Below are 23,233 nucleotides of genomic sequence, written 5' to 3'. Positions count from 1 at the left end.
TTACTTTTAACAGCTTTATAAACCGCTATTGAGTCAATACCCAAGTGCCATTAACATCATTAACTTTAAAGGTACCACTATCGGTACGGCTTTTACCACCAATCGTTTGCGTGACGTCAGCAGTGCACAAATAAGTGTTGTCACCTTCGGTAGTATCACAGCTTACGTTTTCTACTTTTTCAAGCGTTGGCATCATCCCTTCCATCATGCCGCTCATGGCTTTTGCCATCTCATCATTGCCCGCATTTGCCACAGCATCATCCATCATACTGTTGGCCTTATCATACTGAGCTTGGATAAGTGCCTCTACATCGCTTTCAGAAGGACCACTAGAGCAAGCCGCGAATAATGGCGTGAGAAGTAGTATCAGCGCGAGTTTTTTTAGGTTTTTCATATCGTTCTCAATGTATCTATAATGTTACTTAATTATACAGATTCCTTTCTATAAACCCAACTTAATTTTAGAAAATAAAGTCAATTTTATTCGTAAGTGGTTTTTATAGTCAAAATATCCTAGGGCGTGTCTTCAATTCAATCGATAGTCATCTAAATGGGCTAAAAATGCGACGCTATTGCTGATATTGATTTCTTGTAGCCTCTGTCTGTACAGGCACAGCAAGCAAGAAAAATTGATATGAGCAGTGCACGATTTATCGATATTACTGTTCACTCATTATACATTTCGATAAGATGAAAAGATTAAAGTATGCCGCATACAGACAGTCCATTATCGATGCTGTTATGATGATAGTATCAATAATAGTTGCGAGATGGCTGTGTGGCAAATCTACCTTTATATATTACCCATAGGCTTAGGGATTATGACATTAGCAGCAAGCTTATTATGCCTGTTTGCTTACTTAATGTCTGATGACAATGCCACACGCTTGCCCGCTTTTAATTGGTTTAAGCGCTTAATTGTCGTGGCATTTATCTTGCTTAGTATTGGGCTGTTTATGACCTTTGGGCATTTTTGGGGTTAACTCAAGTTTGATGTAGATAAAACTCACTTTTATGCGTTAACAATTTTCTCCAGTTCTAATAACTCTAAGTCCTGACGTTTGGGCTCGCCATTATTACCATCGTCTGGAAACGGCATTTTATTACCGTTTAGCTGATAGCCACGGCGCTGATAATAAGCCAATAGCTCTGGTCGATGGCTCAATATAGACATGGTCAGACGACTTGGCTGCTGATTATTTTGCTGATCACTTGATGACAAATGTCTTCTTGCGAAAGTCTCTGCCGCTTGTAGAATTATATTACCCACGCCCTGCCCTTGCAGCTCTGGATGTACCGCAAACATGCCGATATACGCTTTATTCTTACTGTCAGTGCTATTAAGGTCACTCTTATTTGTATCAGCATTAACTTTTATATCGACCGCAATACAACCCAATAGCTCACCAGTCTCCTCTCCATCGCGTTCGCCCGTTATGGTTTTTGGGTACACGAACAGATAGTGTTTTGGATTGGCGATGATGCTCGCCAGCTCAGCTTGAGTAATACGGATACCACCGACCAAATCTGCTTCATTGGTCCAGCCTTCCGTCTCTCGGTAGCAACGGTTTAGTAACTGTTCGAGTGCGTCAATATCATCCGCTTCTGCTTGGCGTAAAAATATGGACTCTCTATTCAAGTGATTTTTATTTATCTGTTCTTTATTCATGAAACTGGTTGTCCTTTTCCGTCTATTTAGTATAAAAGGCTATATGATAAAAGGCTGACCTAAATTAATAGATCAGCCTTTATAGTAAACCTTATAACCCTCTAAATGCTAGCGTGATAATGCTTGCGCTTGGTCAATGAGATTAAATCCTGCATTAATTTGTGCGCGCGTTGGCGCATGACCACGGCGCAGCAGCTCAGAAAAGGCGACCAGCTCTTTATCACGCCCTAACGTGCTAGCAGCACTCGCACGCGTATCTTCCCCATCGTCATCAAAGTAATATTCAATATAATCTAGCGTATCTGGCGAGCCAAACAAAATGTTGTTATCTGGCGTAGCAGCGTGGCCGCTATAGCGTAGGCTTTTGCCATATTGTGCCGTCCAAAAGAAAGGGATACGTTCCTCTAGCGTGTTGACGTTGTCTTCATTTAAGATAGCGGCAGCGGTCACGATGCCGTGTTGTAGCGCCACCCGCCAATGCTCAATACGCATACGCCCCATTTGGTTGGTCGCTTTAGCAATATCACCGAGCGCATAGACGCCATCACGCAGTTGTAGATGCTCATCCACTTGCACGCCATCTGGCGCGTTTACCTCATTTAATAGCTCGGTACGTGGGGCGACACCTGTACCTAAAATGACCACCTCTGCTGCCAGCGTACTGCCATCTGACAGTTTTACGCCGCTGACTTTACTACCTTCTCCAGTGATTTTATCAACACCCGCGCCAAATGCGAAAGTCACCCCTTTTTCTTCATGAAGTTTGATGAGCGCATGACTCACTGTTTCTGAGACGATATTGCTCATGACGCGGCGGCTGCGACCAACGATAGTAATAGAGGCAGTCGTGCCCGCATCTGCCAAGGCGGAAGCCACTTCCATCCCAATAAAACCCGTACCAACGATGACCACATGCTTATTATCACTGGCGGCCTTGATGTCTTTGGCATCATCCATACTGCGTAGCGTATAGACACCATCCAGCTCAGCGCCTTTAAAAGGTGGTATCTTAGGCTCAGCACCTGTCGCGACGACTAAGAAGTCTGCTGTGTGCTGCTCACTATTGCCTTTTTCGTCGGTTATGACGATGGTGCACTCATTAGGCAATACTTCGCTCACGGTCTGGTTTAAGCGTAGCTCAATATTATTGTTGCTTGCCCAATCGCTACCGCCAAGCAATAACTTATCTGCACTTAGTTGCCCTGCCAAAAATGCTTTGGATAATAAAGGACGGTTGTAAGGGGCTGTATCATCTTTACTGATTAAGGTAATCTTGCCGCCATAACCTGTATGACGCAACTGATTGGCGGTCATAAAGCCTGCGCCACCGCCACCAACAATAATGGTATGCGTATCTGTCATTTTATCATTAGCAACACTATTATCTATCTTTGCTGAAGTATTGACGGTCAAGCTATCGCCCTCATCTGTCAGCTCATATTGAGTCAATCCACGCATAGCAACTGGCTCTAATAGCGTGCCATCGCGGCTGTCAAAGCTGCCGTGATGCCACGGGCAGACCACTCGATTACCACAGCGCATGCCATCACCTAGATCTGCGCCAACATGAGGACATTTGCCATCAAAGGCAAAAAACTCATCCTCATCACGGGTAATTAAAATGATACTATCGTCATCTTGTTTATATGACTTCATACCGCCACTTGGAATGTCAGATTTATTGATCGTTACTAGATTTTTGGCGGCGATTTTGTTGTCGGCTTGGTTATTATTAACTTGGCTCATAGGTCATCCTTAACAGTTATAATTACTTCCTGAATAAAACGTGTTTGAGATAGTCGATATACTTTAATGAATATAGGTTTACTGCGGACTAACAAGCGTTACTGGAATGAATTTTACCAAGCCTCTGTCGGCGTAGGCACAGCAAGCGAGAAAAATTTATACCAGTCACGCATAATAATGTTATGTAACCATTTTATTTATTATCAACTATATATTAAAAAAAGCAGATTCATTGATAGTAGCAAGCCCAGTTAGCGTACGCTGTTTATTTGTATGTTCGCTGCGTTGCAAAACGTAACCTCCTAACCTTTACTAGCTTTTTAACGAACAGAGCTACTCTTTCAACCTAAAACTTATAACCAAAATACAAGACGACTTTATGAATTCTCAAGATCAAGATAACCCCAACGAAATGACAGCTACGTCTACTTCTGAACCTGACTTAAACAGTCAGTCATCTAATAATGAACAGTTTGATATCACCAGTTTTGATCTCGAAGCAGCGACGGATACTGCGCAATTACCGCAGCCGACTTTGCCACCTCTCAAACAAGCGACTTACAAGACCCATAACACAGATTTTGTCGTCAATGAAATATTGCCGTTAGAGTTTACAGGCGAGGGTGAGCATCTATGGCTACATATAGAGAAGTCAGGGGTAAATACTGCTTATCTGGCGAAGTTACTGTCAGAGTGGGCAGAGATTCCCTTACGTGATGTCGGTTACTCAGGACTCAAAGACCGTCATGCGCTAACGACGCAGTGGTTTAGCTTGCGGATACCAAAAAAGCAATTGCCAGAGTCTGAGTTTGCACCAGTAGATATCAGCGACAACGAGTCGGTCACTATCCTTGCTCAGCACTGGCACAATAAAAAGCTTAATCGCGGTACACATAGGGCCAATCAATTTATTATCACCTTGAGAGATATTGAATTGGAAAATGACGATAAATCGTCTGTAGAACAGCATTTGCAAAATATCAGCACAACTGGCGTACCCAATTACTTTGGTCCGCAGCGTTTTGGATGGAATGGTAATAATATTCGAGAAGCCTTGGCATTGTTTGCGCGTCCAACGCCAGAGAGCCGACCGCAGCCAAAAAAGAGCAAACGTAAAAAATCACCACGCGAGCAAAACAGCATGGAATTGTCTGCTGCGCGTAGCTTGATATTTAATGAAATCTTAGCAGCGCGGGTACGGGATATCAGTTGGAATACAGGGCTGGCAGGTGAAGTATTTAACTTAGATGGTTCAGGCTCGATATTTACCAGTGAAGCAATAGACGACACTTTACGTGCGCGAGTTGCTAGCGGTGATATTCATCCGACTGGCGTGTTATGGGGTATGGCTAATGACAAAGTCAGCGCCGTAGCAGCTCAAATTGAAAACGATGTTGTACAGAATAGTGATTTACTAACACAGCTGGCAATAGGATTAGAGAAGCGCGATGTGAAAGCACAACGACGAGCGCTGCGTCTACCAATTGAAGAGATGAGCTGGCGGTGGCAAAATAATGATGAGCAAACGCTAGTATTAAACTTTACATTGACGACTGGCAGCTTTGCCACCAGTGTATTAGGGAGTTTGGTTCAGAAACTAAGTACATAGTAGTTAACGACTTAGCGAAAATAACGACTTGGCGCAAAAAACAGTATAGTCAATTTCATATAAGCGGCTAGCCAATCGAATAGCCGTTTAGGCGGCATTTACTTGGTCAGTGGCATTTGCTTAATAGGTGGTATTCGTTCAAGAACCCTTCATTTAATTGGCACTCATCTACGTACCATAAAGCGGCTCAACATTCTTCTTTTCTGCGGCGAGCATTTTGTTGGCGCTCACTACTTGATCACGACCTCGATCCTTAGCTTCATATAAGGCTTTGTCTGCCACCCGGATCAAACGCTGGCAAATATCGTTCGGCAATTGCGCCTTTGAGATTTGTTTTGCCATTCGGTTACTGCTGTGTGACTTAGCTGTCTGTGGTTTTGAGTGCAGCGTCGCCCTATCCTTGAGCGCTATACTCTCATATTTTTGTTTGAGGCACATTTTCTCAGCATAAGTCAACGTATACAGTCCTAAACTGGCCGTTACCCTAAAACTGACGCTGTCATCGACCTTTATAATATGCTGCGCTATATCCTGCCGTAGCTGCTTAGCAATGAGCATAGCGCTATCGTGCTTGGTATCTGGCAGCACAATCAAAAACTCCTCACCACCATAGCGACTGACGATCGCCTCCTCTGTCAAAGACTGTAATAACGTCTGCGCCACCTCAAACAAAACCTGATCACCGATATCGTGTCCATAATTGTCATTGACCTCTTTAAACCAATCTAAATCCAATAAAATGACACTAAAATCTTGATCCTCGTCCACTGTCATGAGCGCCTGCTGCATTTGTGTCAGGCCATAACGGCGGTTTTTGAGCTTGGTTAACTCGTCTTGATTGGCATGTAACAAGATCTCGTTTTTACTATCATCCAATATCAATAACAGGGTACGAAACATATATACGATAAAAACGGCTTTGGGCAGGGCTAAATACACATGAGTTGAGCGCCAAAAGAGCGTTGACGATTGTTGTAAGGCACTAACACTGTCCCAGCCTAGCGCTGTATTTTTAAAGATGGCAGCGGCAACCATGTTCTCGACCGCCATGACTTCGTTATAAGTTAGATAACTTGGGCTATCAAGAATGGGGTAGATCACTGTTAACTGGCGCAAATTGGGCAGATCGATACCGAAATAAGGCGCTACAATAGCCAACAAAATCAGTAAAACCTGCAGCAAAAACACCCGCCACGCATAACGCCGCTTGATCAGCACCATGCCTAACATGGCACCGCCAACCAACGATACTCCCGCAAACAAACTGCTGTAGCCTATCATCACGATGACCACGGCAATGTAAAGGGTATAAGGCACAATTAACATAATTTGCCATTTATCCAAGTCTTTACAGTTGTTTCTAGTACGAGATAAGTAGCCGACCAGCCACCAAGAAAACAACCCCATTACTGTCACTCCCAACCATAATGGGTATAACAGATGGATATTGACATAATCATCGAGCGCATCTCGAAAGCACCAAACCATCAAGCACCACAGCCAATGGGTGGAGACTTCTATCACCACAAATAAGGCCAGCAGCGACGCCCTATCGGCCGCCTGCCATTCAAAAATAACTCGGGAGAGTCTTTTATAGCCTAGATGAGATATCTTTACAGCCATAATTGGGCTACCGCAGGTAGTATAAAGTTAGTAAGCTCAAATTAAAAAACAGTTCTCTTTGCCTTAAGCTTACTCTGAATAGCGCGTTTAGTCTGATAATTTTTACTTTATTTATAGCGTTGCTGTACTGGCTAATATACTAGGGTATATCCTCATAAAATGAGGGTTCAGTTTAAAAAATAATCATTTGTTGATCAAGTAGTTGAATCATACTTATCGATTATTTATAACGGTTTTAAGATTAAGACAAAGTCGCAAAAGACTGCCAAATGCCTTGCTGTTCAGGGTGCAATACTGGTACATCACCTATACGTCGCCACGGCATATTACTACCATGGAAGTCACTCCCTATCGAGGTAACGAGCTGGTGCTCGGCTATGCTGCGATCCACCATTCTACGAGTACTAATCGGCTCACTATTGGCAGGCAGCTCACAAGCATCGCCGCCCAACTGAGCGAACTCTTCGATAAGCTTACGTACTCGTGTCGCCGAGAGCTGATAGCGCGTTGGGTGCGCTAGGACTGCTTTGCCGCCGCAGGCATGGATCAGCTCAATCCCATGCTGCATCGTCAATGCCTCGATTGCCACATAAGCAGGTTTATTGTCCGCCAAATACTTATCAAAGGCTTTTTGTACCGTCTTTACGTCACCGCGCTCAAACAGCACTTGACCAATATGCGCGCGTCCAACCGCTTGTGGATTGCCGCCAGCTTTATCCAGTATCGCTTGCCATAGCGTATCAAAATCAATCTCTAGCAGCGTACTGAGCTTTTCGGCGATACGCTGACCACGAGTCGCACGACTGTCTTGTAATTGCTGCAATGTTGCGTGCATTTTATCAAAATCGGTAAAATCCAATCCCAGCACATGAATGATCTTGTTGGTAGATTTATTTTTGCCATAACCACCGCTCAGCGTATGCTCGCAGCTGATTTCAACGCCGTTAATAAGCGTCATGCCGCAGCCCGTGGCGGTTGCCCTCGCCTCATCGATGCCGGCTAGGGTATCGTGGTCTGTCAATGCCAATACATCGACACCAGCCGCATGGGCACGCTGCACCACTTCCGTTGGCGCATAGGTGCCATCAGAGCAAGTACTGTGACAATGTAAATCGATTTTCATAAAAATAGCCTTAAGGTTTTGAATATGGTAATGATCATGAGTATGGTATCAATAAAATGCAAGAAAATGGCAAAGGCAGGTCATATAAAACGATTATCGTGTTGATTGCTTTTTTTTGGTGCAGTAGACGTGTAAACTACCCTATACGTTTTGTTGGACATGCCACACGCTATGAAAGCCCTATTAGACTTTATTCCCTTAATTGCTTTTTTTATTGTCGCCCGTACCCAAGGTATTTTGGCGGCAGCAGGCGCTTTACTGATTGCCACGATTGTTGTCTATACTATTCACTTTATTCGCCAAAAAGGTAAATTTGATAAGCAGCAATGGGTGGTTTTATTATTAACCATCGTATTCTGTGGCGGCACGCTGTTGCTACGCGATGACATTTACTTGCGCTGGAAGTCACCGATTATTAACGGCATCTTTGCCTTGACGTTATTTGTCAGTGCCGCTATCAATAAGCCGTTGATGCAGTTGGCCATGAAAGAGGTCTTTACCCTTACGCTCAGTGGTTGGAAGAAGCTAACCGTTGCTTGGGCGCTGTTTTTTGCCATGATGGGTGTACTACATTATATCACGGCATTTACTATGTCAGATGAGGCTTGGATTAACTTCAAAACTTACGGCTGGATACCCATTATGTTGGTGTTCGTGGTCGCGCAGTTTGCGGTATTAAAAAAACATATCAATCCAGCGCTGACCGATAAAGCGGCTAAATAAGCACTGGTTAGGTAAATAGTCGCTAGATAAGTAAACATAAGAACAAGTCCAACACTCACCATTCGGTATGCCAGTTTATTATCTTATAATAACTGATTACTACTAAATTCTAATATTGATAATGATTAATCATTAATGATGATACGGTTTATTATTACTGTCTATTAAGGAATTATTATGTCTTTATTCGCCATTATTGGTCATGACGTTGCTAATAGCAGCGCACAGCGGCAGATCACTCGTGCTGAGCACGTCGAGCGTCTGCAAGCATTAGGACGCGAACAACGGTTAATTATCGCAGGTCCGACCCCTATTGAGCATGGTAAAAGCGAGATGTCAGGCAGCTTAATCATCGCCGACTTTGACTCACTCGAGGCAGCCCAAACATGGGCAAACGCTGAGCCCTACCTGCGCGACGGTGTATACAGTCACGTCGATATCAGACCCTTTATCCATACCTTGCCAAAGCCAGATGATAGTGCCTCAGACAAAGCAGTCAAGTCGTGAATCAGTGCATATCTTGGTCAAAAAACCGCTACTATCAACGCAGTCTTGCTAGCGTCATGCTAATCACGGCTATGATAGCAATGACAGCGCACGCTGCGCCAACAGTCACAAATGTGAATCCTGCTACGACGGATCCGCTAGCGACAGCGCCGTTAGATGAACAGGCGGCTACCGCGCCAGCAATGACGCCAAATTCAAGCCTTGATATAAATAATACCTTGGCAGCACAGTTGCAACCTTCCAACAAGGCGCTAAACGCTGCCAATCAAGAGCTGCTCAGTCGCAATGCCCAACTACAACGACAGGTCAATGACCTGCAGACCCAAGCCAATGTGTTGGTTTATGAGAGTAAAGGTCAGCTGTTTTTATATGGCGCGTTCACGGTATTGATCAGCTTATTGGTGGGTATTTTTGTGTCTTGGTTAGTATTTGTGCGCCGCGAACGCTGGTAATAGCTGCATATCTATACTTAACGGCACTTAACAGCACTTGATGGACGTAAATTTTCTGATGCTTCCCATATATCGTCAATCCAAAATAATATCAATACAATGAAACCGAGTGCAAGCTATACATGAGTATGGTCAGTGAGGTGGATGCTGTCGTGATATTATGGTTGACATATAGTCAAACTATTCTAAAACGCGATGGTATTGCTGATATCAATTTTTTGTCGCCTCTGTCTACGCGGGCACAGCAAGCAAGAAAAATGGATATCAGCAGTGCCTGATGTGTCGATATTATTCCTCACTGACTATAGCTAAAAACGCTCCTAAGAACTTTGCCATGTCTAACGCTCAAATTAAAAATGCTGAACAGCCCAATATTATTACGCCTGCCAACATCGATTGGCAAACGGATGATACGGGCAATAGAGTGCCGGTATCAGGCGAGTTTGGTGATGTCTACTTCTCACACGCCGATGGTCTAGCAGAGTCGCGCCACGTGTTTTTAGCGCACAACCAACTGCCCGCGCGCCTCGCAAAACTTGCCCCAAAGCAATGCTTTACGATCGCTGAGTTAGGCTTTGGGACAGGATTGAATCTTTTAGCGACTTGGCAACTATGGCGACAGCTGCGTGATAAGCAGCCACAATTAGCCACTGCTCGCCTGCATTTTATAACGACAGAAAAATATCCTATTCCCCTTGCAGATTTAACGCAGATACTCATCTTGTGGGGGCAGCGCGCACCTGAGCTTACCGAATTCATCAAGCCACTACTAACGGCATACCCACCCCTTATCGCGGGCTGTCATCGTTTGAAGTTTTTTGAGGATAATCTGACCGTTGATATATGGCTTGGCGATGCGGCCGATAGCTTGGGCAAATTAGCAGTAGATACATCCCTTAAGCCTACGCCCTACATCGATGCTTGGTTTTTAGACGGCTTTGCCCCTTCTTGCAATAGCAGCTTATGGGCTGACGCTATCTTTGCACAAATGCAGCGTTTATCACGACCAATGACTACCGCCGCTACCTATAGCTGTGCCGGTATCGTCAAACGTGCATTGCAAGAGTGCGGCTTTCAGATTAAAAAAGTAAAGGGCTTTGGCCGTAAACGCGAAATGCTAACGGCAGTCATGAGTGATCCTAAGCTCGCAGATGATAACCATAGTATAAATGGTAATGCTGCGCTACCTAGCGAGCAGAGCCATACCATCGTCATTGGTGCAGGCGTCTCTGGCCTGCTAACGGCTTGGGCGCTGGCCAATCGCGGCATTCAAGTCAGCTTACTAGACAAATCAGCACCTTTGGCAGGCGCCTCAGGCAATCCGCGTGCTCTGCTTGCACCTAAGATGACACCGCTTCATCATGTCGACGAGCATCTGCATAGCATAGGCTATCTTTACAGCAACCGGCTCTATCGCTTGCTTAATAAAAGAGCTGAGAAAGAAGGCATAGCACCGATACTTGAGGCAACTGGCGCGCTTGATTTATTAATCAAAGCCAATATCGGTACAGAGCAAATCGCTGATTATCCTGACGACATGGCAAACACACTATCCTGCGAACAGGCGCAAAACGTTAGTGGCTTAAAAGCACAAAATTTATTAGAAAATCTCTACTTACCTCAATCTGGCTTGGTGAATCCGCAGGCGTTAAAAAACACTATACTGACGCATCCGCTCATCCACTTTCAGCAGTTGGATGTTACGAATATTAGTGAGATGGAGGGTAGTGTCTGTATTGAGGGCAGTAACCAGGATAAGGGTTTACTCTCTATTAGCGCTGATAACGTCGTTATTTGCGCCGCTTATGACAGTCATAAGCTAGACAAGCGTATTTTTGATTGCCGTAAGATTCGCGGTCAGCTCTCGTGGTTTGTGCCAACCGCTGAGCAGTACGCTAAGCTACCCAAAATACCGCTTAAATATAGCGGTTACTGCGCCTCATTTATCGCGCAAACTGGTGACGATGATTTAAATAAGGTAATAACGGGTGCACCGCATTTATTATTGGGGGCGAGCTTTGTACGCAATGATACAGATACGGATGTCCGCAATGAAGAGCATCAGATTAGCCGCGATAAGCTGGTGACTGCCATTCCCGAGATGAAATCGATTATTCCAACAGATATCAGTTTGTGGCAAGGACGAGCAGGCATCCGCACTCAAACACCTGATTATCATCCAATCGTTGGACAGTTAGCCCGCAGCAAACGGATGTGGCTTATGAGTGCGATGGGTGCTAAGGGTTATGCACTGGCACCCATATGCGCTGAGGCCTTGGCAGATATGATGTTAGGGTCGTTTCCACCCTTATCGACAGCGATGCTTGCGCGCCTGTCGCCAAATCGTACACGCTTGCAGACGCCGCTCATTTAAGCAATTTGAGCATAGCGAACAAATTTAGCTATACTTTTTACCTATTTTGTTTAGCTGTCTTTATCACTACTGTCCATTCTTGACTTAACCGCACCAAACAATGACTTGCCGGACTCTGATGTATTAGAGTGTTGATTAGATATTCGCGCCGTACCATTACCATCTACGTTTAACGTTGGGGCGATAAGCGTGCGAATTTGCGCTTCATCCCGAGTGTTTTTTTGAATCGTCACCGCTGCAAATAGACTCATGGTAAATGCCATCATATAAAAGCCTTTTTCGCTTAAGCTCAAACCCCCTGCATTCATGAGCCCAACGGCAATAAGAAAAATGGATACCGCCAGCGCTGCCCAACTGATTAAATAATATAAATTGGTGGTTGGAATACCCTCAGCGCGATCACGTAACGTTTTTTGCAAGCTAATCGCAGAGTATAGACCCAGTGCCAAAACGGCAAAGTAGTAGCCTTTCTCATTAAGTAGCATACTTTGTGCATTCCATAATCCCAGCAGATAGGCCAATACGCCTACCAGCATCACTGCCCAAGAGGTACCGACATAAGCAATAGTCGGCTTATAAGCTGCTAGCTGACTCTTCGTAATTGTGTCATTATCCATTATCATCCTTAACGACTTATCCATTATTATTTATTAATATAAAGTAATACTCGCCAACTAGTGTTGTCCCTTCAGGTAAAATAGCACAGATGTGTTATGTTGTAATATAGAAATATTTTAAATATAGCGATACTCTTATCATCATCGTTTTTATCACGACAGAGTCTAAACATGTCTTTTTTTAGTTTACTGATTTTGCTAAGCCTGATCCTTATTGTGCCGATATTCTTTGTGATGAAAGAAAAGTCTCGACAGTTGCAAATTGATTCAACACAGCGCCATCGCGAGTATCTGGCGTCCGCGACCAAGGCCTCATTAGAGAATAATACTAAGGTGGCTACAAGTGAGGTCGCGAATGGACTTGCCGTTATTAACTTCTCATCGCAGCACCCTTTTATAAAACGGCTGTATGATGAGCGCGTGCCGTCCGCTTTTCGAGCAATCATGGACGATATTGGTCAACAGTATGAAGGCACCCATCATCAGCAAATAACCGAATCACAATTATTTACTCTCAATAAATTAATAGAAACTCGGATTCCTGAATTGATTGATGACTATCTCAGCCTTGATGCAAACTATGCAAAAACCGTCATTATTGATAGTGATAAAGCAGCGACCAGCTACACCATGGTATTGGAACAATTGCGCTCTATTTTGGACTTTGCACAAAAGCTCAATACCCAAAGTCAAAGTGGCGTCGTCGATAAGCTTCTTGCCAGCCGTCGCTATTTGGATGACGTATATCAAGAGAGCGGAACGACAGCTGATATATTAAAAATAAAGTGAGACCTGCCAATGGCTTATCAACAAACCACCCTAACCCTTCCTGCCTACGCGCGCGGCATTCACATCATAACGCCGCTGATTGAAGAGGCCATTAGTCAGCTCTTACCGAATTCGGCTAAAGCAGGGTTGATGCATCTATTTTTACAACATACCTCCGCAAGCCTAGCCATCAACGAAAATGCTGACCCAGATGTCAGACTAGATACCGAAGACTGGCTGAACAAAATCGCGCCAGCCGATCAACCGGAATATCGCCACACCTTAGAAGGTTCGGATGACCTACCAGCGCATTTTAAAAGCATGCTGTTTGGCGTAAGTTTGACTGTGCCGCTGGTAAATGGGGCGCTAGGACTAGGAACGTGGCAAGGCATTTATTTATGTGAACATCGAGACCATCTTGAAACGTATGGTGGCAATCGCAAAATTATCATTACCGTCAATACTTAATCAATGGTCACCAATGGTAGATTGTTCCTTACCCTTTACTGTGCTTAAATAACCCTCTCTTTACCAATAGTCATCTGCTTATGAAAACCCATCTATTTACGCCAACCAAGCCTACGCGCTATCTTCGTGTACTGCCTGTTATTTTTTTGAGTATGTTTTTAGTCACTGCTTGTGAAAAGTCATCAGAATCTGAGACAGTTAACGAGACCACCACTGATGCAGCAGTCCAAACGACACCTGTGACCTCTAACATCAATATACCTGAAGTGACGGATAGAGAGGCAAATGCCGCTGAAACTACTGTAGACTCAGCGCAAGATGTGAGCTTAAACGAGCTTGAGAAAGATCTTGAGCCAACGGATAGCGCAGCAAACAACGCGGCTGTTGCGCCCAATCCAGAGCAAGCCATTAAGGGCGCTCAAATCACTGATGTTCGCTATAAAAGCGCGGCAGGTGAATCGTTATCTGTCGTTTTTGAGACCTCGGCAGCAGGTGTGCTCAATGCTATCGTCACCCTACCCAACAAACCAAAAATGACCCTAAGCGCGCCAGAGGGTCAAGGCAATAACCCGACTTACCGCTCAAGCGATGGTAGTATTCAGCTGGTCAGTCATGCGGGTGGTGGTAGTATTGATTTTATTCGTAATAATAAAGTTACCAGCTTTGATGCGGTCAGTGCTGAAGCGGAAGTCATTACAGAATAACGATGGCAAAAAAACTAACATTAATAAATAGACACTAAAAAAGCATGCAATAAAAAAGGCGGCAAATATTATAGATATTTGCCGCCTTTTTTAGGCTTGTGGAGCTTTAACCAAAACCAGTTGTGTTGCCAAACAGACTTACCAGCCAGCCAATCATTGCCCACAGTCCCCAGCCAATCACCACAATGACGAGTAAGCCGAGCATATCAGGAATATGTAGATACAACCATGCAACGACTGGATTACGCCAAAAGAAAGCAAAGCGGCTTTGCTGCTGCCTGTCTTCTAAGGATTGATGCAAAAATGGCCGATCCATATGCATGGTCTCAGTGATGCCATATTCTTCGTGGAGATGCTCGTGCACGATGGTCAACGTCTTGCGACTGGGACGAATAAAGATATCAAGCAACGTGCCAATGCCCGGTACGATACCCACGACCATATCAATCAGTGCCAATCTAACCGCTGGCGTCATCTTATGCGCAGGGACGCCCAACTGCCGACCTAATATAAAAGCATAGCTGGTCAAAGCCAATCCAGCCAAATCTCCTGCCAGCGGAATGGTCGAGAGCGCTGCATCAGCGCCCATGCCTTGCTTGGTAAAAGGCACACGTACCAGCGAATCCATCGTATTGGCAAATTTTGCCAGCTTACGCTCGGTCGCGATGACTTGTGCGCGTGTTAGGCCATGCGCGGCTAGCTTTGCCTGATAATCGATAACTGGCGCATTAATATCAGCGCCCTTTTTCGCTTTTGACTTTGAGAGCTTTTTGAAGTTATCCATTAAAAGTCGTCCATAAACAAGCGATGGCGATAAGAGCAAAGACGTAACGCCCTACCCATATGTTGGCTAAAAACGCCTGAAAACAAGCCATAGCTTGACGACTGGCACAAGCGCTGTTTTGCTTGGCGAACATCATTGCGACTAGTGCCAAACCAAATACGGGTATGACACCTAACGTCGTCGGTGCGAAGTAATGCCACATAACCATGCCCATGATCAGCAAAAACAATGTTTGTAGCAGCGAGATAATAATCACATCGTAGCGACCGAATAATATCGCCGTTGATTTTACCCCAATTTTTAAATCATCCTCACGGTCAGCCATGGCGTACTGGGTATCATAGGCCACTGTCCAGCACATATAAGCGATAAATAACAGCCAACCCCAGATATCAGGTGCGCCCTGTATCGCCACATATGACATCGGTATCGCCCAACCAAAAGCGGCAGCTAAAAACACTTGCGGCAAATGGGTAAAACGCTTCATAAATGGATAAATGAAGGCCAGTATGAGAGCGCCAAGCGACCAATAGAACACTTCAACGGGCAGGAAAAATAGCAAACCAGCACTGAGTGATACCAGTACTAAAAAGGCCGCAATGGCTTCCTTGCCAGACAAGCGCCCATCGGCAAGCGGTCGCCCTTTGGTGCGGCTGACATAACCATCGACCTTGCGATCGGCAAAGTCATTAATCGCGCAACCTGCCGCCCGCATAAAAATCGCGCCTAGCGCAAAAAGTACAAATATCTTGAGGCTTGGCAAGCCTGCTGTTGCCCCTTGCTGCTGCGCTTGACCCATAGCAGCCAGCATCACGCCCCATAGCGTTGGCCAGAGTAACAGCTCAATACCAACGGGCTTATCAAAGCGCGTCAGCTGCAGGTAAGCCTGTAGCTTTTCTTTAAAACTTAAAGCTGAGTGATGGTTGGTCATGGAACCCTTACCTCTAAATATACCTTTTTTAAATAATCAGCATTTCAATGCACTGTCTCTAAGTTTGCCATTTCTTCGCAAACAGTCTCTAAACGTTCTGCCACAGTCGATTTGCTTCGATGAGTGATATCTCAGGATATTGTTTGCGTAAGGCTTTAGTCGCAGGGACTTTATCTTTTTGTGCTGCCTGCTTACGCAAAAACGCCAATTGCTCTTGCGGATTGCCTAACTCTTTAAGACGTGCTTCCAGCCGTAGAATTCGGGTGCGCAGGATGATATTTACCAATAGCAAGCCGGCACCCATGATCCATATTATTAACGTTGTCATCCCTGCTCCTAAACTTAATAGCCTTAAATTTAATACATTTAAAGTTAGCAATCATAAAGTTAACAATCGGAAACCTGCTCACTAAGCACATTTATGATAATCAAAAACAGCTATTAAAAAGCAGTGATTAAAAAACCATGTTTGAAAATAACAGCCATCAAACAAAATAACCATCAAAGCGTACGGCTTCGTTATGCCAGCTTTCACTGGGTTGTTGATTAGCGAGTAACGGTGCCAACTGTGGACGCTTGACGACTACGCGACCCCGTAGTTGTGTGTGTTGCCCATTCTGACGAACGACTGCTTGCGCAGATTGTAGCAATTGTAGTTCTTCCTCTGAGGTCGGCGGGCTAGCCAACTGATGCAATGCTTGCATATGCTTGCCCACTTTAGCACCTTTACCTGTTTTACTATCTTGGTAACTGTCCTCTGGAAACATCGGATCCAGATATACCACATCGATTGCTTTCGCATCGACTTCTTTAGCGTTATCCGCATCAGCTTGTAGGCTTGCAAAATAACTATTTTTAAAATAACTGAGCGCATCAGTATTGATAATCTGTAGCCGGCTCATAAGCTTTTGCCAATTTGCTAGCGCACTCATACGCTGCTGTTCTGCTAGCAAAAGCAGCGCCATCAAAGGCTGCTGCTCGAGCATAATGACCTGTGCACCCGTACTGGCCAATATCAAGCTGTCATGACCAAATCCCGCTGTGGCATCAATAACCTGACTGTCCGATGTAATTTTTGCCGCTTGTAATAATAATTCAGACTTACGCCCCGCACTCACCACACGGCGTTGCAGCTTATCCCATTCGGGTGCAACACTTAATCCATCGCTCAGCCATGATAGCTTGTTTTTGTCATCTAATAGTAAGATAGGTTGGGTGGCTGTCTGGCTTAATTGCTGGCGACGTTTTTGATTAAGCTTAGCAGTAAACAACTCAAGGTGTAAAATAATGGGCAGCTGATGAGCAATTATCAACGCTTGTATATCTGCAACCTGACTATGCTGAGACTCGCTAACGTAGACAAGTTGGCAATGTGTAAAGCTATTAGATACTGGTTGCAAACTGCTCATAATAGCCCTTCCTTCTTACCACTCAAAACCGCATGTATTATCATAAAAGCCTATTTCATCATAAAACTTAGCCTGCCATTTGATAACCAAAACCCCAAGCAGCGACCAAGACGATGACGCCAGTGACAATACGTAGCCACGCAAAGATTTTGAAATCACGACGACTTACCCACGCAACCAACAGGCGAATACATAATAAGGCAACGATAAATGACACCACTGTGCCGATGCCGAGTACTAACCAATCTTCACTGTTGGTTAAGACGTCATGATGCTTGAGCAAATCTAATAATGCTGCACCAACGATGACAGGAATACCCAAAAAGAAAGAGAACTCAGCGGAAGCTTTACGCGAGACACCGAGCCATAATGCACCGATAATAGTGGCACCCGAGCGCGATGTTCCGGGTATCAATGCCAGACATTGCAGCAGACCTATCATCAATGCTGTTTTTAAACTGACGTCTTCTGCTTCTTGCGCAATAATCGCTTTAGGGCGATTTTCGACATAGAATATCAGCAGACCACCGATAATCAGCATAATTGCTACGACGATAGGATTAAACAAATAAGCTTTGATTTCGTCAGCGAAGGTAAAACCAACGATCATCACTGGAATAGTCGCCACAATTAAGCTAAGTCCTAGCTGTCTTGGATTACTCATACCTTCTGCTTTACCGGTCAGTAAGCCCATCAGTGCTTGCCACAGTCTGCCCCAATAGTCATAAATGACCGCCAAAATAGCGCCAAGCTGCACGACTACCACAAACAAATCGACTTTTTCTTTGGTCCAAAAGCCCATCAAATCGGCTGATAAAATCAAGTAGCCAGTGCTAGAGATGGGTAAAAATTCAGTGATACCTTCAACGATACCCATGATGACAGCTTGAATTAATAAAATGATATCCACGATGGCTTTCCTAGATACGGACCGGTTGGTTAATAGCGTTTTTAGAGTATTGTTATATGTTATATAGCGCTGATAATGGCTGGCATTAATATGATGGTTACGCCTTACCTTGCTCTTTTAGCGTTTTCCACGCTTGATTGCGAAGATACTTTGGTAAAGCTTGTGAGGCTTCTGTACCACCTGTCGCCATGAACTGAGCAATACCAAGCTGCCCTATCACAGTAGCGTCAGGGTGAATATCTGCCTGAATTATCTGACCGTCACGTAATGCTAATAGCGACGCCCCATTACCAGCGATAGGAATATTAAGCATCGTCTGGCTGTCATAATCGAGCAACTGCTCGGTATCTTCGCCATTTTCTTGATTAACCGCCTGCATCAGGTCATCTGTTGCAGCATATTGCCCAAAATAAACTTGCTGCATACGGGCGTCAAGGGCGCTATAAACGTCGGTCTGACCGTATTTCTGATACGCACATTGAGCAATCGCTTGTAGGCTTGAGACACCCACACAAGGAATGTCATGAGCAACAGACAATGCTTGCACGACTGCCGTATTAATGCGTATACCGCTAAATGCACCAGGGCCACGGTTGAATATCAAGGCTTGCAAATCAGCAAGATTGAGCTTAGCTTCGGACAGTGCCGCATCAATCATCGGCAGGATTTGCTGCGTTTGCTGGCGTTTACCCGTCTCAGTATGACTCGATAGCACTTGACCACTGACATCTAAAATCGCGATCGAACACTGATCGAACACGGTATCCATTGCTAAAAACATCATAACCTCGGCTTATTCGCTTGGTATTATAAAACAGCGCCTATCATAGCATTTAGGATGGGCAAATTTTATTAATTTCAAAATTTTCATACTTAATCCATCGATATTCATTTAAGTATGACAGACATGAAAACCCCCAAAGCGACTGGCACCTTGGGGGTTTTATTAACAACTACTTATTTAATCAACAACCATTTAAAAACGTTTTTTGAAGCCCTTCGGCGCTTGGTTTTGCATCTCCGCCATTTGCTTTTGCATCTCTTCGGTACTTGGCATATTGTTTGGATCCAGTCCCATCTGTTTGGCCATCTGCTGTGGGTTCACGTCTTTAGCGCCGCCTTGTTGACCGCCACCGAATAAAGGACCGCCACCACCTGCTCCACCGCCGCCACCCATCAATCCTTGCATCGATTTCATCATCTTACTGATGCCTTCAGGCTTGGAGATCATTTTCATCATTTTTGCCATTTGCTTGTGCTGCTTGAGCAAACGATTGACGTCTTGAATCTCGCGACCTGAACCTGCGGCAATACGGCGTTTACGGCTTGGATTAATCTTATCAGGGTTTTTACGCTCAAACGGCGTCATTGAATTAATCAATGCTTCCATTTCACGCACTTTTTCTTCTGGCTTAGCATCTTCAACCGCTTTTTGCATGTCAGAGCCGCCCATACCTGGCATCTTATCCAAAAAGCCTGCCATACCGCCCATACTTTTCATCTGTTGGAACTGAGTCAAGAGATCTTCAAGGTCGAACTCGCCGCCCTTTTGCATCTTTTTCGCCATTTTTTCGGCTTTATCACGATCGATTTTTTGTTCAACTTCTTCGACTAGGCTTAAGACGTCACCCATGCCAAGAATACGCTGGGCGATACGCTCCGGATGGAACAGCTCTAGCGCGTCTAGTTTTTCACCGCGACCTAAGAACTTAATCGGCTTACCAGTGATCGCGCGTACAGACAGTGCTGCACCGCCGCGAGCATCACCATCCGTTTTAGTCAGGATAACACCCGTTAATGGCAGCGCATTGTTAAAGGCTTTGGCAGTATTGGCCGCATCTTGACCGGTCATCGCATCGACGACGAATAAGGTTTCAGAAGGATTGACCGCAGCAGTTAATGCTTTGATCTCCTCCATCATCGCTTCGTCGATAGCCAGACGACCGGCAGTATCAATAATCAAAATATCTTGATACTGGATTTTCGCTTCTTCAATAGCGCGTCGAGCGATATCAATCGGGTTTTCGTCGCTACTTGAATTGACGAATTTGGCATTCACCTGACCTGCCACTTGCTCAAGCTGGGCAATCGCTGCCGGACGGTAAACGTCAGCAGAGACTAGCATCACCTTTTTCTTATGACGCTCTTGTAAAAACTTCGCCAATTTACCGGCCGTGGTGGTTTTACCCGCCCCTTGCAAGCCAGCTAGTAGATAAACAACTGGCGGTTTACCCGTCATCTCAAGCTGCTGATTGGCACTGCCCATCATTTCGGTCAGCTCGTCATGGACAATTTTGACAAATGCTTGACCCGGTGCCAACTCTTTGAGCACTTCTGCACCAAGCGCTTGCTCTTTGACGCGCTTCACAAAATCACGGGTGACCGGTAGCGCCACATCCGCCTCTAACAATGCCATGCGCACTTCACGCAAGGTGTCTTTGATATTGTCTTCGGTCAGTTGCCCAGTCCCGACAATATTGCGCAGACTCGACGATAAGCGTTCTGTTAAAGTATCAAACATAAATAACTCTCAGTTAAAGTGATTCGCAGTTAAAGTAATTCGCAGTTAAGATAGTTGTTGGTTAAAATAATTGTTAGTCAAACCAGTTCTTAGGTAAACCATGAAAATGGCTTATAAATAATATTAGGATGCATGCTTAGGTTTGGGTGCAATGCTGGCAAATAAAACTGCCTATTATCAATACTATAGCATTAAGACGGTTAAAAATTTATAGACGTTTTGCAAAATGCTTGCTTGGTTAGCTTATCAGTGACCGATACAAAGTCTTATTTATCCTGCCATCGTTACGCATTTATGAGGAATAAATAAGATGATACTCAATTGACTGCCATTTTATGATAAATTGGACGATTATTCTAATCCTTCTGTCACAACCACTTTAGCATTATATTGAGCGGCTATTTTACGCTCATGATGAGATGAGGCTTTTTACCTGTGCACTTTGCATTCTTACTTGCTAGTATGGCTTATATCATCGTCAGCTTCCACATCGGTTGGGCGCTGATTCAGGACAAACCTATCCATAAAGGCGTGAGCTTAGGCTTATTATTGGTCGGTATGCTCGCGCATGCGACGCTACTCTATCCGTACGTCGTTACCTTATACGGGCTAAATTTCAATTTATTTAATGTGTTTAGCCTCACCAGTTTGTTTTTCTTATTCTTTTATGTACTGTTCTGTCTCTATCGCCCTATTCTGAGCCTCGGTATTTTGGCCGCACCGACTGCCATGATAGGCATGACGATCGGCTATATCGGCCGCGCTCCTTATCAACCGCTCACGGATATCAGCGTTGGCCTTGAAGCACATATATTGCTATCGCTGGCCGCCTATTGTGTGCTGCTGATGGCAGCGGTGCAAGCGCTATTTTTGCGGCTGCAAATTCGTGAGCTTAAGCATCAAAGCATCCACCGCTTTTGGGTCAATAAACTGCCCTCACTACAAAGTATGGAGAGTCTGTTATTCGACATGCTGTTGGTCGGCTTTGTCCTGCTTAGCATCGCGCTGGGTATCGGCTTTATTTACGTAGAAGATCTGATGGCGCAGCATATCGTGCATAAGACGGTGTTTAGCTTGCTATCATGGTTATTGTTCGGTGCGCTACTGTTCGGTAATTGGCGCGCTGGATGGCGTGGCAAACGTGCTGCCAACATTACTATTTATGCCTTTATCTTATTGGCCATTGGCTTCGTCGGTAGCAAGTTTGTGTTAGAGATGCTGTTATAAACTTAGATTTACCGTAGTAATGTGATTAAAAACGGAGCCGCCAATAGTATTATCTAATACTATTGGCGGCTTTTTATTAGCTCTGTATTCAATGCATACCTTTCACTTTAAAAATGCTCTAATCAAAAGCTAATTAAAAACCACTGTTTTATTGCCAGTCACAATCACGCGGTTTTGCACATGCCAGTTAACGGCACGTGCCAACACATTGCGTTCGATATCACGACCAATAGCCCGCAACTCTGTCACACCTTGACGATGGGTCACACGGTGTACGTCTTGCTCAATGATAGGCCCTTGATCTAATTCAGCAGTGACGTAATGCGCGGTCGCGCCGATAAGCTTGACGCCTTTGTCATAAGCTTGACGATACGGATCAGCCCCGACGAAGGCTGGCAAGAACGAATGATGAATATTGATAACTTGCATCGGCCAACGCTTGACAAAATCAGAGGACAGTATCTGCATATAGCGCGCTAATACTAGCAAGTCATTGCCTGCCATCAATTCGTGAATCTGCTCTTCCGCCTCTGCCTTATTGTCCTTGGTCACTGGCACATAATGAAAATCAATGCCAAAGTTTTCTACCGCTTGGCGTAAGTCTTCATGATTACTGATGACCGAAGTAATCTCACAATCAAGCAATCCACGCTGATGCCGCCACAATAAATCCAACAACGCATGATCAAACTTGGAAACTAAAATACCGACTTTGGTTTGAATGGCATTATCGTGTAAGCGCCAAGTCATATTGTGACGCTTGGCAACCGTATGCCCAAAGCTGGCTTCAAAATTGTCAATAATCTCACTTAACCCTGATAGCGCAAACTCTAAGCGCATAAAGTATTGTCCGCCTTCATGAGCAGTTGAATACTGATCAAGGGAGATGATATTGCCGCCATAGCGATGGATAAACTCGGACACGGCTTGTACGATGCCCGCTTGATCACGGCATTTAATCAATAGCGTCGCGGTATCAATAGCAGGATTAGCGGCAGGGTTTTTAGAAGATAAAGCCGTTATTATAGTGTCTGATGTTGTATTACTTAACATAATGCGCCCAATGTA

24 protein-coding genes are annotated in these 23,233 nt (G+C 44.7%); 10 read left to right on the top strand and 14 right to left on the bottom strand.

Annotated features, from left to right (window positions below; translation table 11 throughout):
- Positions 1-25 precede the first annotated feature (25 nt).
- The gene (locus HQR03_RS01240) at positions 26-394 is read right to left on the bottom strand and encodes a hypothetical protein (protein WP_173238859.1); all 369 of its coding nucleotides are present in this window, start codon (positions 392-394) and stop codon (positions 26-28) included.
- A gap of 427 nt (positions 395-821) precedes the next feature.
- Here HQR03_RS01240 and HQR03_RS01235 point away from each other — a divergent pair, with 427 nt between their 5' ends.
- On the top strand, positions 822-983 hold the full coding sequence (locus HQR03_RS01235) for a hypothetical protein (RefSeq protein WP_227674769.1): 162 nt from the start codon (positions 822-824) through the stop codon (positions 981-983).
- Between the two features lie 29 nt (positions 984-1,012).
- Here HQR03_RS01235 and HQR03_RS01230 read toward each other — a convergent pair whose 3' ends face one another.
- Both HQR03_RS01230 and HQR03_RS01225 read right to left on the bottom strand, forming a co-directional pair.
- The gene (locus tag HQR03_RS01230) at positions 1,013-1,669 is read right to left on the bottom strand and encodes a GNAT family N-acetyltransferase (RefSeq protein ID WP_173238857.1); all 657 of its coding nucleotides are present in this window, start codon (positions 1,667-1,669) and stop codon (positions 1,013-1,015) included.
- Positions 1,670-1,777: 108 nt separating this feature from the next.
- On the bottom strand, positions 1,778-3,415 hold the full coding sequence (locus HQR03_RS01225; RefSeq protein WP_173238856.1) for an FAD-dependent oxidoreductase: 1,638 nt from the start codon (positions 3,413-3,415) through the stop codon (positions 1,778-1,780).
- A gap of 379 nt (positions 3,416-3,794) precedes the next feature.
- On the opposite strand from HQR03_RS01225, the gene truD reads away from it, so the two are divergent.
- On the top strand, positions 3,795-5,024 hold the full coding sequence (truD, locus tag HQR03_RS01220; RefSeq protein WP_173238855.1) for a tRNA pseudouridine(13) synthase TruD: 1,230 nt from the start codon (positions 3,795-3,797) through the stop codon (positions 5,022-5,024).
- A gap of 168 nt (positions 5,025-5,192) precedes the next feature.
- Here the strand turns inward: truD and HQR03_RS01215 are convergent, their stop codons facing one another.
- Together HQR03_RS01215 and HQR03_RS01210 are read right to left on the bottom strand one after the other, a co-directional pair.
- Entirely contained in the window at positions 5,193-6,647 is a 1,455-nt protein-coding gene (locus HQR03_RS01215; protein WP_244951947.1) for a GGDEF domain-containing protein, read from the bottom strand.
- A gap of 241 nt (positions 6,648-6,888) precedes the next feature.
- Positions 6,889-7,770, bottom strand: a complete 882-nt coding sequence (locus HQR03_RS01210; protein WP_101212426.1) for a PHP domain-containing protein — start codon at positions 7,768-7,770, stop codon at positions 6,889-6,891.
- Positions 7,771-7,941: 171 nt separating this feature from the next.
- Here HQR03_RS01210 and ispZ point away from each other — a divergent pair, with 171 nt between their 5' ends.
- From ispZ to mnmC2, 4 genes are all read left to right on the top strand, one after another.
- Positions 7,942-8,493, top strand: a complete 552-nt coding sequence (gene ispZ, locus HQR03_RS01205; RefSeq protein ID WP_173238854.1) for a septation protein IspZ — start codon at positions 7,942-7,944, stop codon at positions 8,491-8,493.
- 177 nt (positions 8,494-8,670) lie between these two features.
- A complete protein-coding gene (locus HQR03_RS01200; protein ID WP_101212422.1) occupies positions 8,671-9,000 on the top strand; it encodes a YciI family protein in 330 nt (109 codons plus the stop codon).
- Positions 8,997-9,452, top strand: coding sequence for an SH3 domain-containing protein (locus HQR03_RS01195; RefSeq protein WP_173238853.1), 456 nt, complete (start codon positions 8,997-8,999; stop codon positions 9,450-9,452). The genes HQR03_RS01200 and HQR03_RS01195 overlap by 4 nt, the downstream gene beginning before the upstream one ends.
- 334 nt (positions 9,453-9,786) lie before the next feature.
- Complete coding sequence (gene mnmC2, locus HQR03_RS01190) at positions 9,787-11,826, top strand: tRNA (5-methylaminomethyl-2-thiouridine)(34)-methyltransferase MnmC2 (RefSeq protein WP_173238852.1); 2,040 nt, start codon at positions 9,787-9,789, stop codon at positions 11,824-11,826.
- Positions 11,827-11,876: 50 nt separating this feature from the next.
- Here the strand turns inward: mnmC2 and yiaA are convergent, their stop codons facing one another.
- Positions 11,877-12,443, bottom strand: coding sequence for an inner membrane protein YiaA (gene yiaA, locus HQR03_RS01185; RefSeq protein WP_201575919.1), 567 nt, complete (start codon positions 12,441-12,443; stop codon positions 11,877-11,879).
- A gap of 171 nt (positions 12,444-12,614) precedes the next feature.
- On the opposite strand from yiaA, the gene HQR03_RS01180 reads away from it, so the two are divergent.
- The 3 genes from HQR03_RS01180 (at position 12,615) to HQR03_RS01170 (ending at position 14,383) form a co-directional block, all read left to right on the top strand.
- Positions 12,615-13,232: a hypothetical protein gene (locus tag HQR03_RS01180; RefSeq protein ID WP_101212414.1), complete on the top strand. Its 618-nt coding sequence runs from the start codon at positions 12,615-12,617 to the stop codon at positions 13,230-13,232.
- 9 nt (positions 13,233-13,241) lie between these two features.
- Positions 13,242-13,679, top strand: coding sequence for a secondary thiamine-phosphate synthase enzyme YjbQ (locus tag HQR03_RS01175; protein WP_173238850.1), 438 nt, complete (start codon positions 13,242-13,244; stop codon positions 13,677-13,679).
- An 80-nt stretch (positions 13,680-13,759) separates the two neighbouring features.
- Complete coding sequence (locus HQR03_RS01170; RefSeq protein WP_173238849.1) at positions 13,760-14,383, top strand: hypothetical protein; 624 nt, start codon at positions 13,760-13,762, stop codon at positions 14,381-14,383.
- 106 nt (positions 14,384-14,489) lie between these two features.
- Here HQR03_RS01170 and HQR03_RS01165 read toward each other — a convergent pair whose 3' ends face one another.
- From HQR03_RS01165 to ffh, 7 genes are all read right to left on the bottom strand, one after another.
- Complete coding sequence (locus HQR03_RS01165; protein ID WP_173238848.1) at positions 14,490-15,167, bottom strand: DUF4112 domain-containing protein; 678 nt, start codon at positions 15,165-15,167, stop codon at positions 14,490-14,492.
- On the bottom strand, positions 15,160-16,098 hold the full coding sequence (gene ubiA / locus HQR03_RS01160; protein ID WP_173238847.1) for a 4-hydroxybenzoate octaprenyltransferase: 939 nt from the start codon (positions 16,096-16,098) through the stop codon (positions 15,160-15,162). The genes HQR03_RS01165 and ubiA overlap by 8 nt, the downstream gene beginning before the upstream one ends.
- Positions 16,099-16,186: 88 nt before the next feature.
- The gene (locus tag HQR03_RS01155) at positions 16,187-16,426 is read right to left on the bottom strand and encodes a hypothetical protein (protein ID WP_173238846.1); all 240 of its coding nucleotides are present in this window, start codon (positions 16,424-16,426) and stop codon (positions 16,187-16,189) included.
- A gap of 157 nt (positions 16,427-16,583) precedes the next feature.
- On the bottom strand, positions 16,584-17,507 hold the full coding sequence (locus HQR03_RS01150) for a class I SAM-dependent methyltransferase (RefSeq protein ID WP_025652462.1): 924 nt from the start codon (positions 17,505-17,507) through the stop codon (positions 16,584-16,586).
- Positions 17,508-17,574: 67 nt separating this feature from the next.
- Positions 17,575-18,417, bottom strand: coding sequence for an undecaprenyl-diphosphate phosphatase (locus HQR03_RS01145; protein WP_101212406.1), 843 nt, complete (start codon positions 18,415-18,417; stop codon positions 17,575-17,577).
- A 97-nt stretch (positions 18,418-18,514) separates the two neighbouring features.
- Positions 18,515-19,198, bottom strand: a complete 684-nt coding sequence (gene tsaB, locus HQR03_RS01140; protein WP_025652460.1) for a tRNA (adenosine(37)-N6)-threonylcarbamoyltransferase complex dimerization subunit type 1 TsaB — start codon at positions 19,196-19,198, stop codon at positions 18,515-18,517.
- 195 nt (positions 19,199-19,393) lie between these two features.
- Positions 19,394-20,938 carry a signal recognition particle protein gene (ffh, locus tag HQR03_RS01135; protein ID WP_173238845.1) on the bottom strand — a complete coding sequence of 515 codons (1,545 nt, stop codon included), beginning with the start codon at positions 20,936-20,938 and terminating at the stop codon, positions 19,394-19,396.
- 462 nt (positions 20,939-21,400) lie between these two features.
- Here ffh and HQR03_RS01130 point away from each other — a divergent pair, with 462 nt between their 5' ends.
- Positions 21,401-22,165 carry a cytochrome C assembly family protein gene (locus HQR03_RS01130; protein WP_173238895.1) on the top strand — a complete coding sequence of 255 codons (765 nt, stop codon included), beginning with the start codon at positions 21,401-21,403 and terminating at the stop codon, positions 22,163-22,165.
- 129 nt (positions 22,166-22,294) lie between these two features.
- Here the strand turns inward: HQR03_RS01130 and purU are convergent, their stop codons facing one another.
- The gene (gene purU, locus HQR03_RS01125; RefSeq protein ID WP_227693171.1) at positions 22,295-23,218 is read right to left on the bottom strand and encodes a formyltetrahydrofolate deformylase; all 924 of its coding nucleotides are present in this window, start codon (positions 23,216-23,218) and stop codon (positions 22,295-22,297) included.
- Positions 23,219-23,233: the final 15 nt, after the last annotated feature.

Origin of the sequence: Psychrobacter okhotskensis (assembly GCF_013248965.1) — a bacterium.
Classification (GTDB): Bacteria; Pseudomonadota; Gammaproteobacteria; order Pseudomonadales; family Moraxellaceae; genus Psychrobacter; species Psychrobacter okhotskensis.
This window is presented reverse-complemented; position numbering and strand designations above follow the sequence as displayed.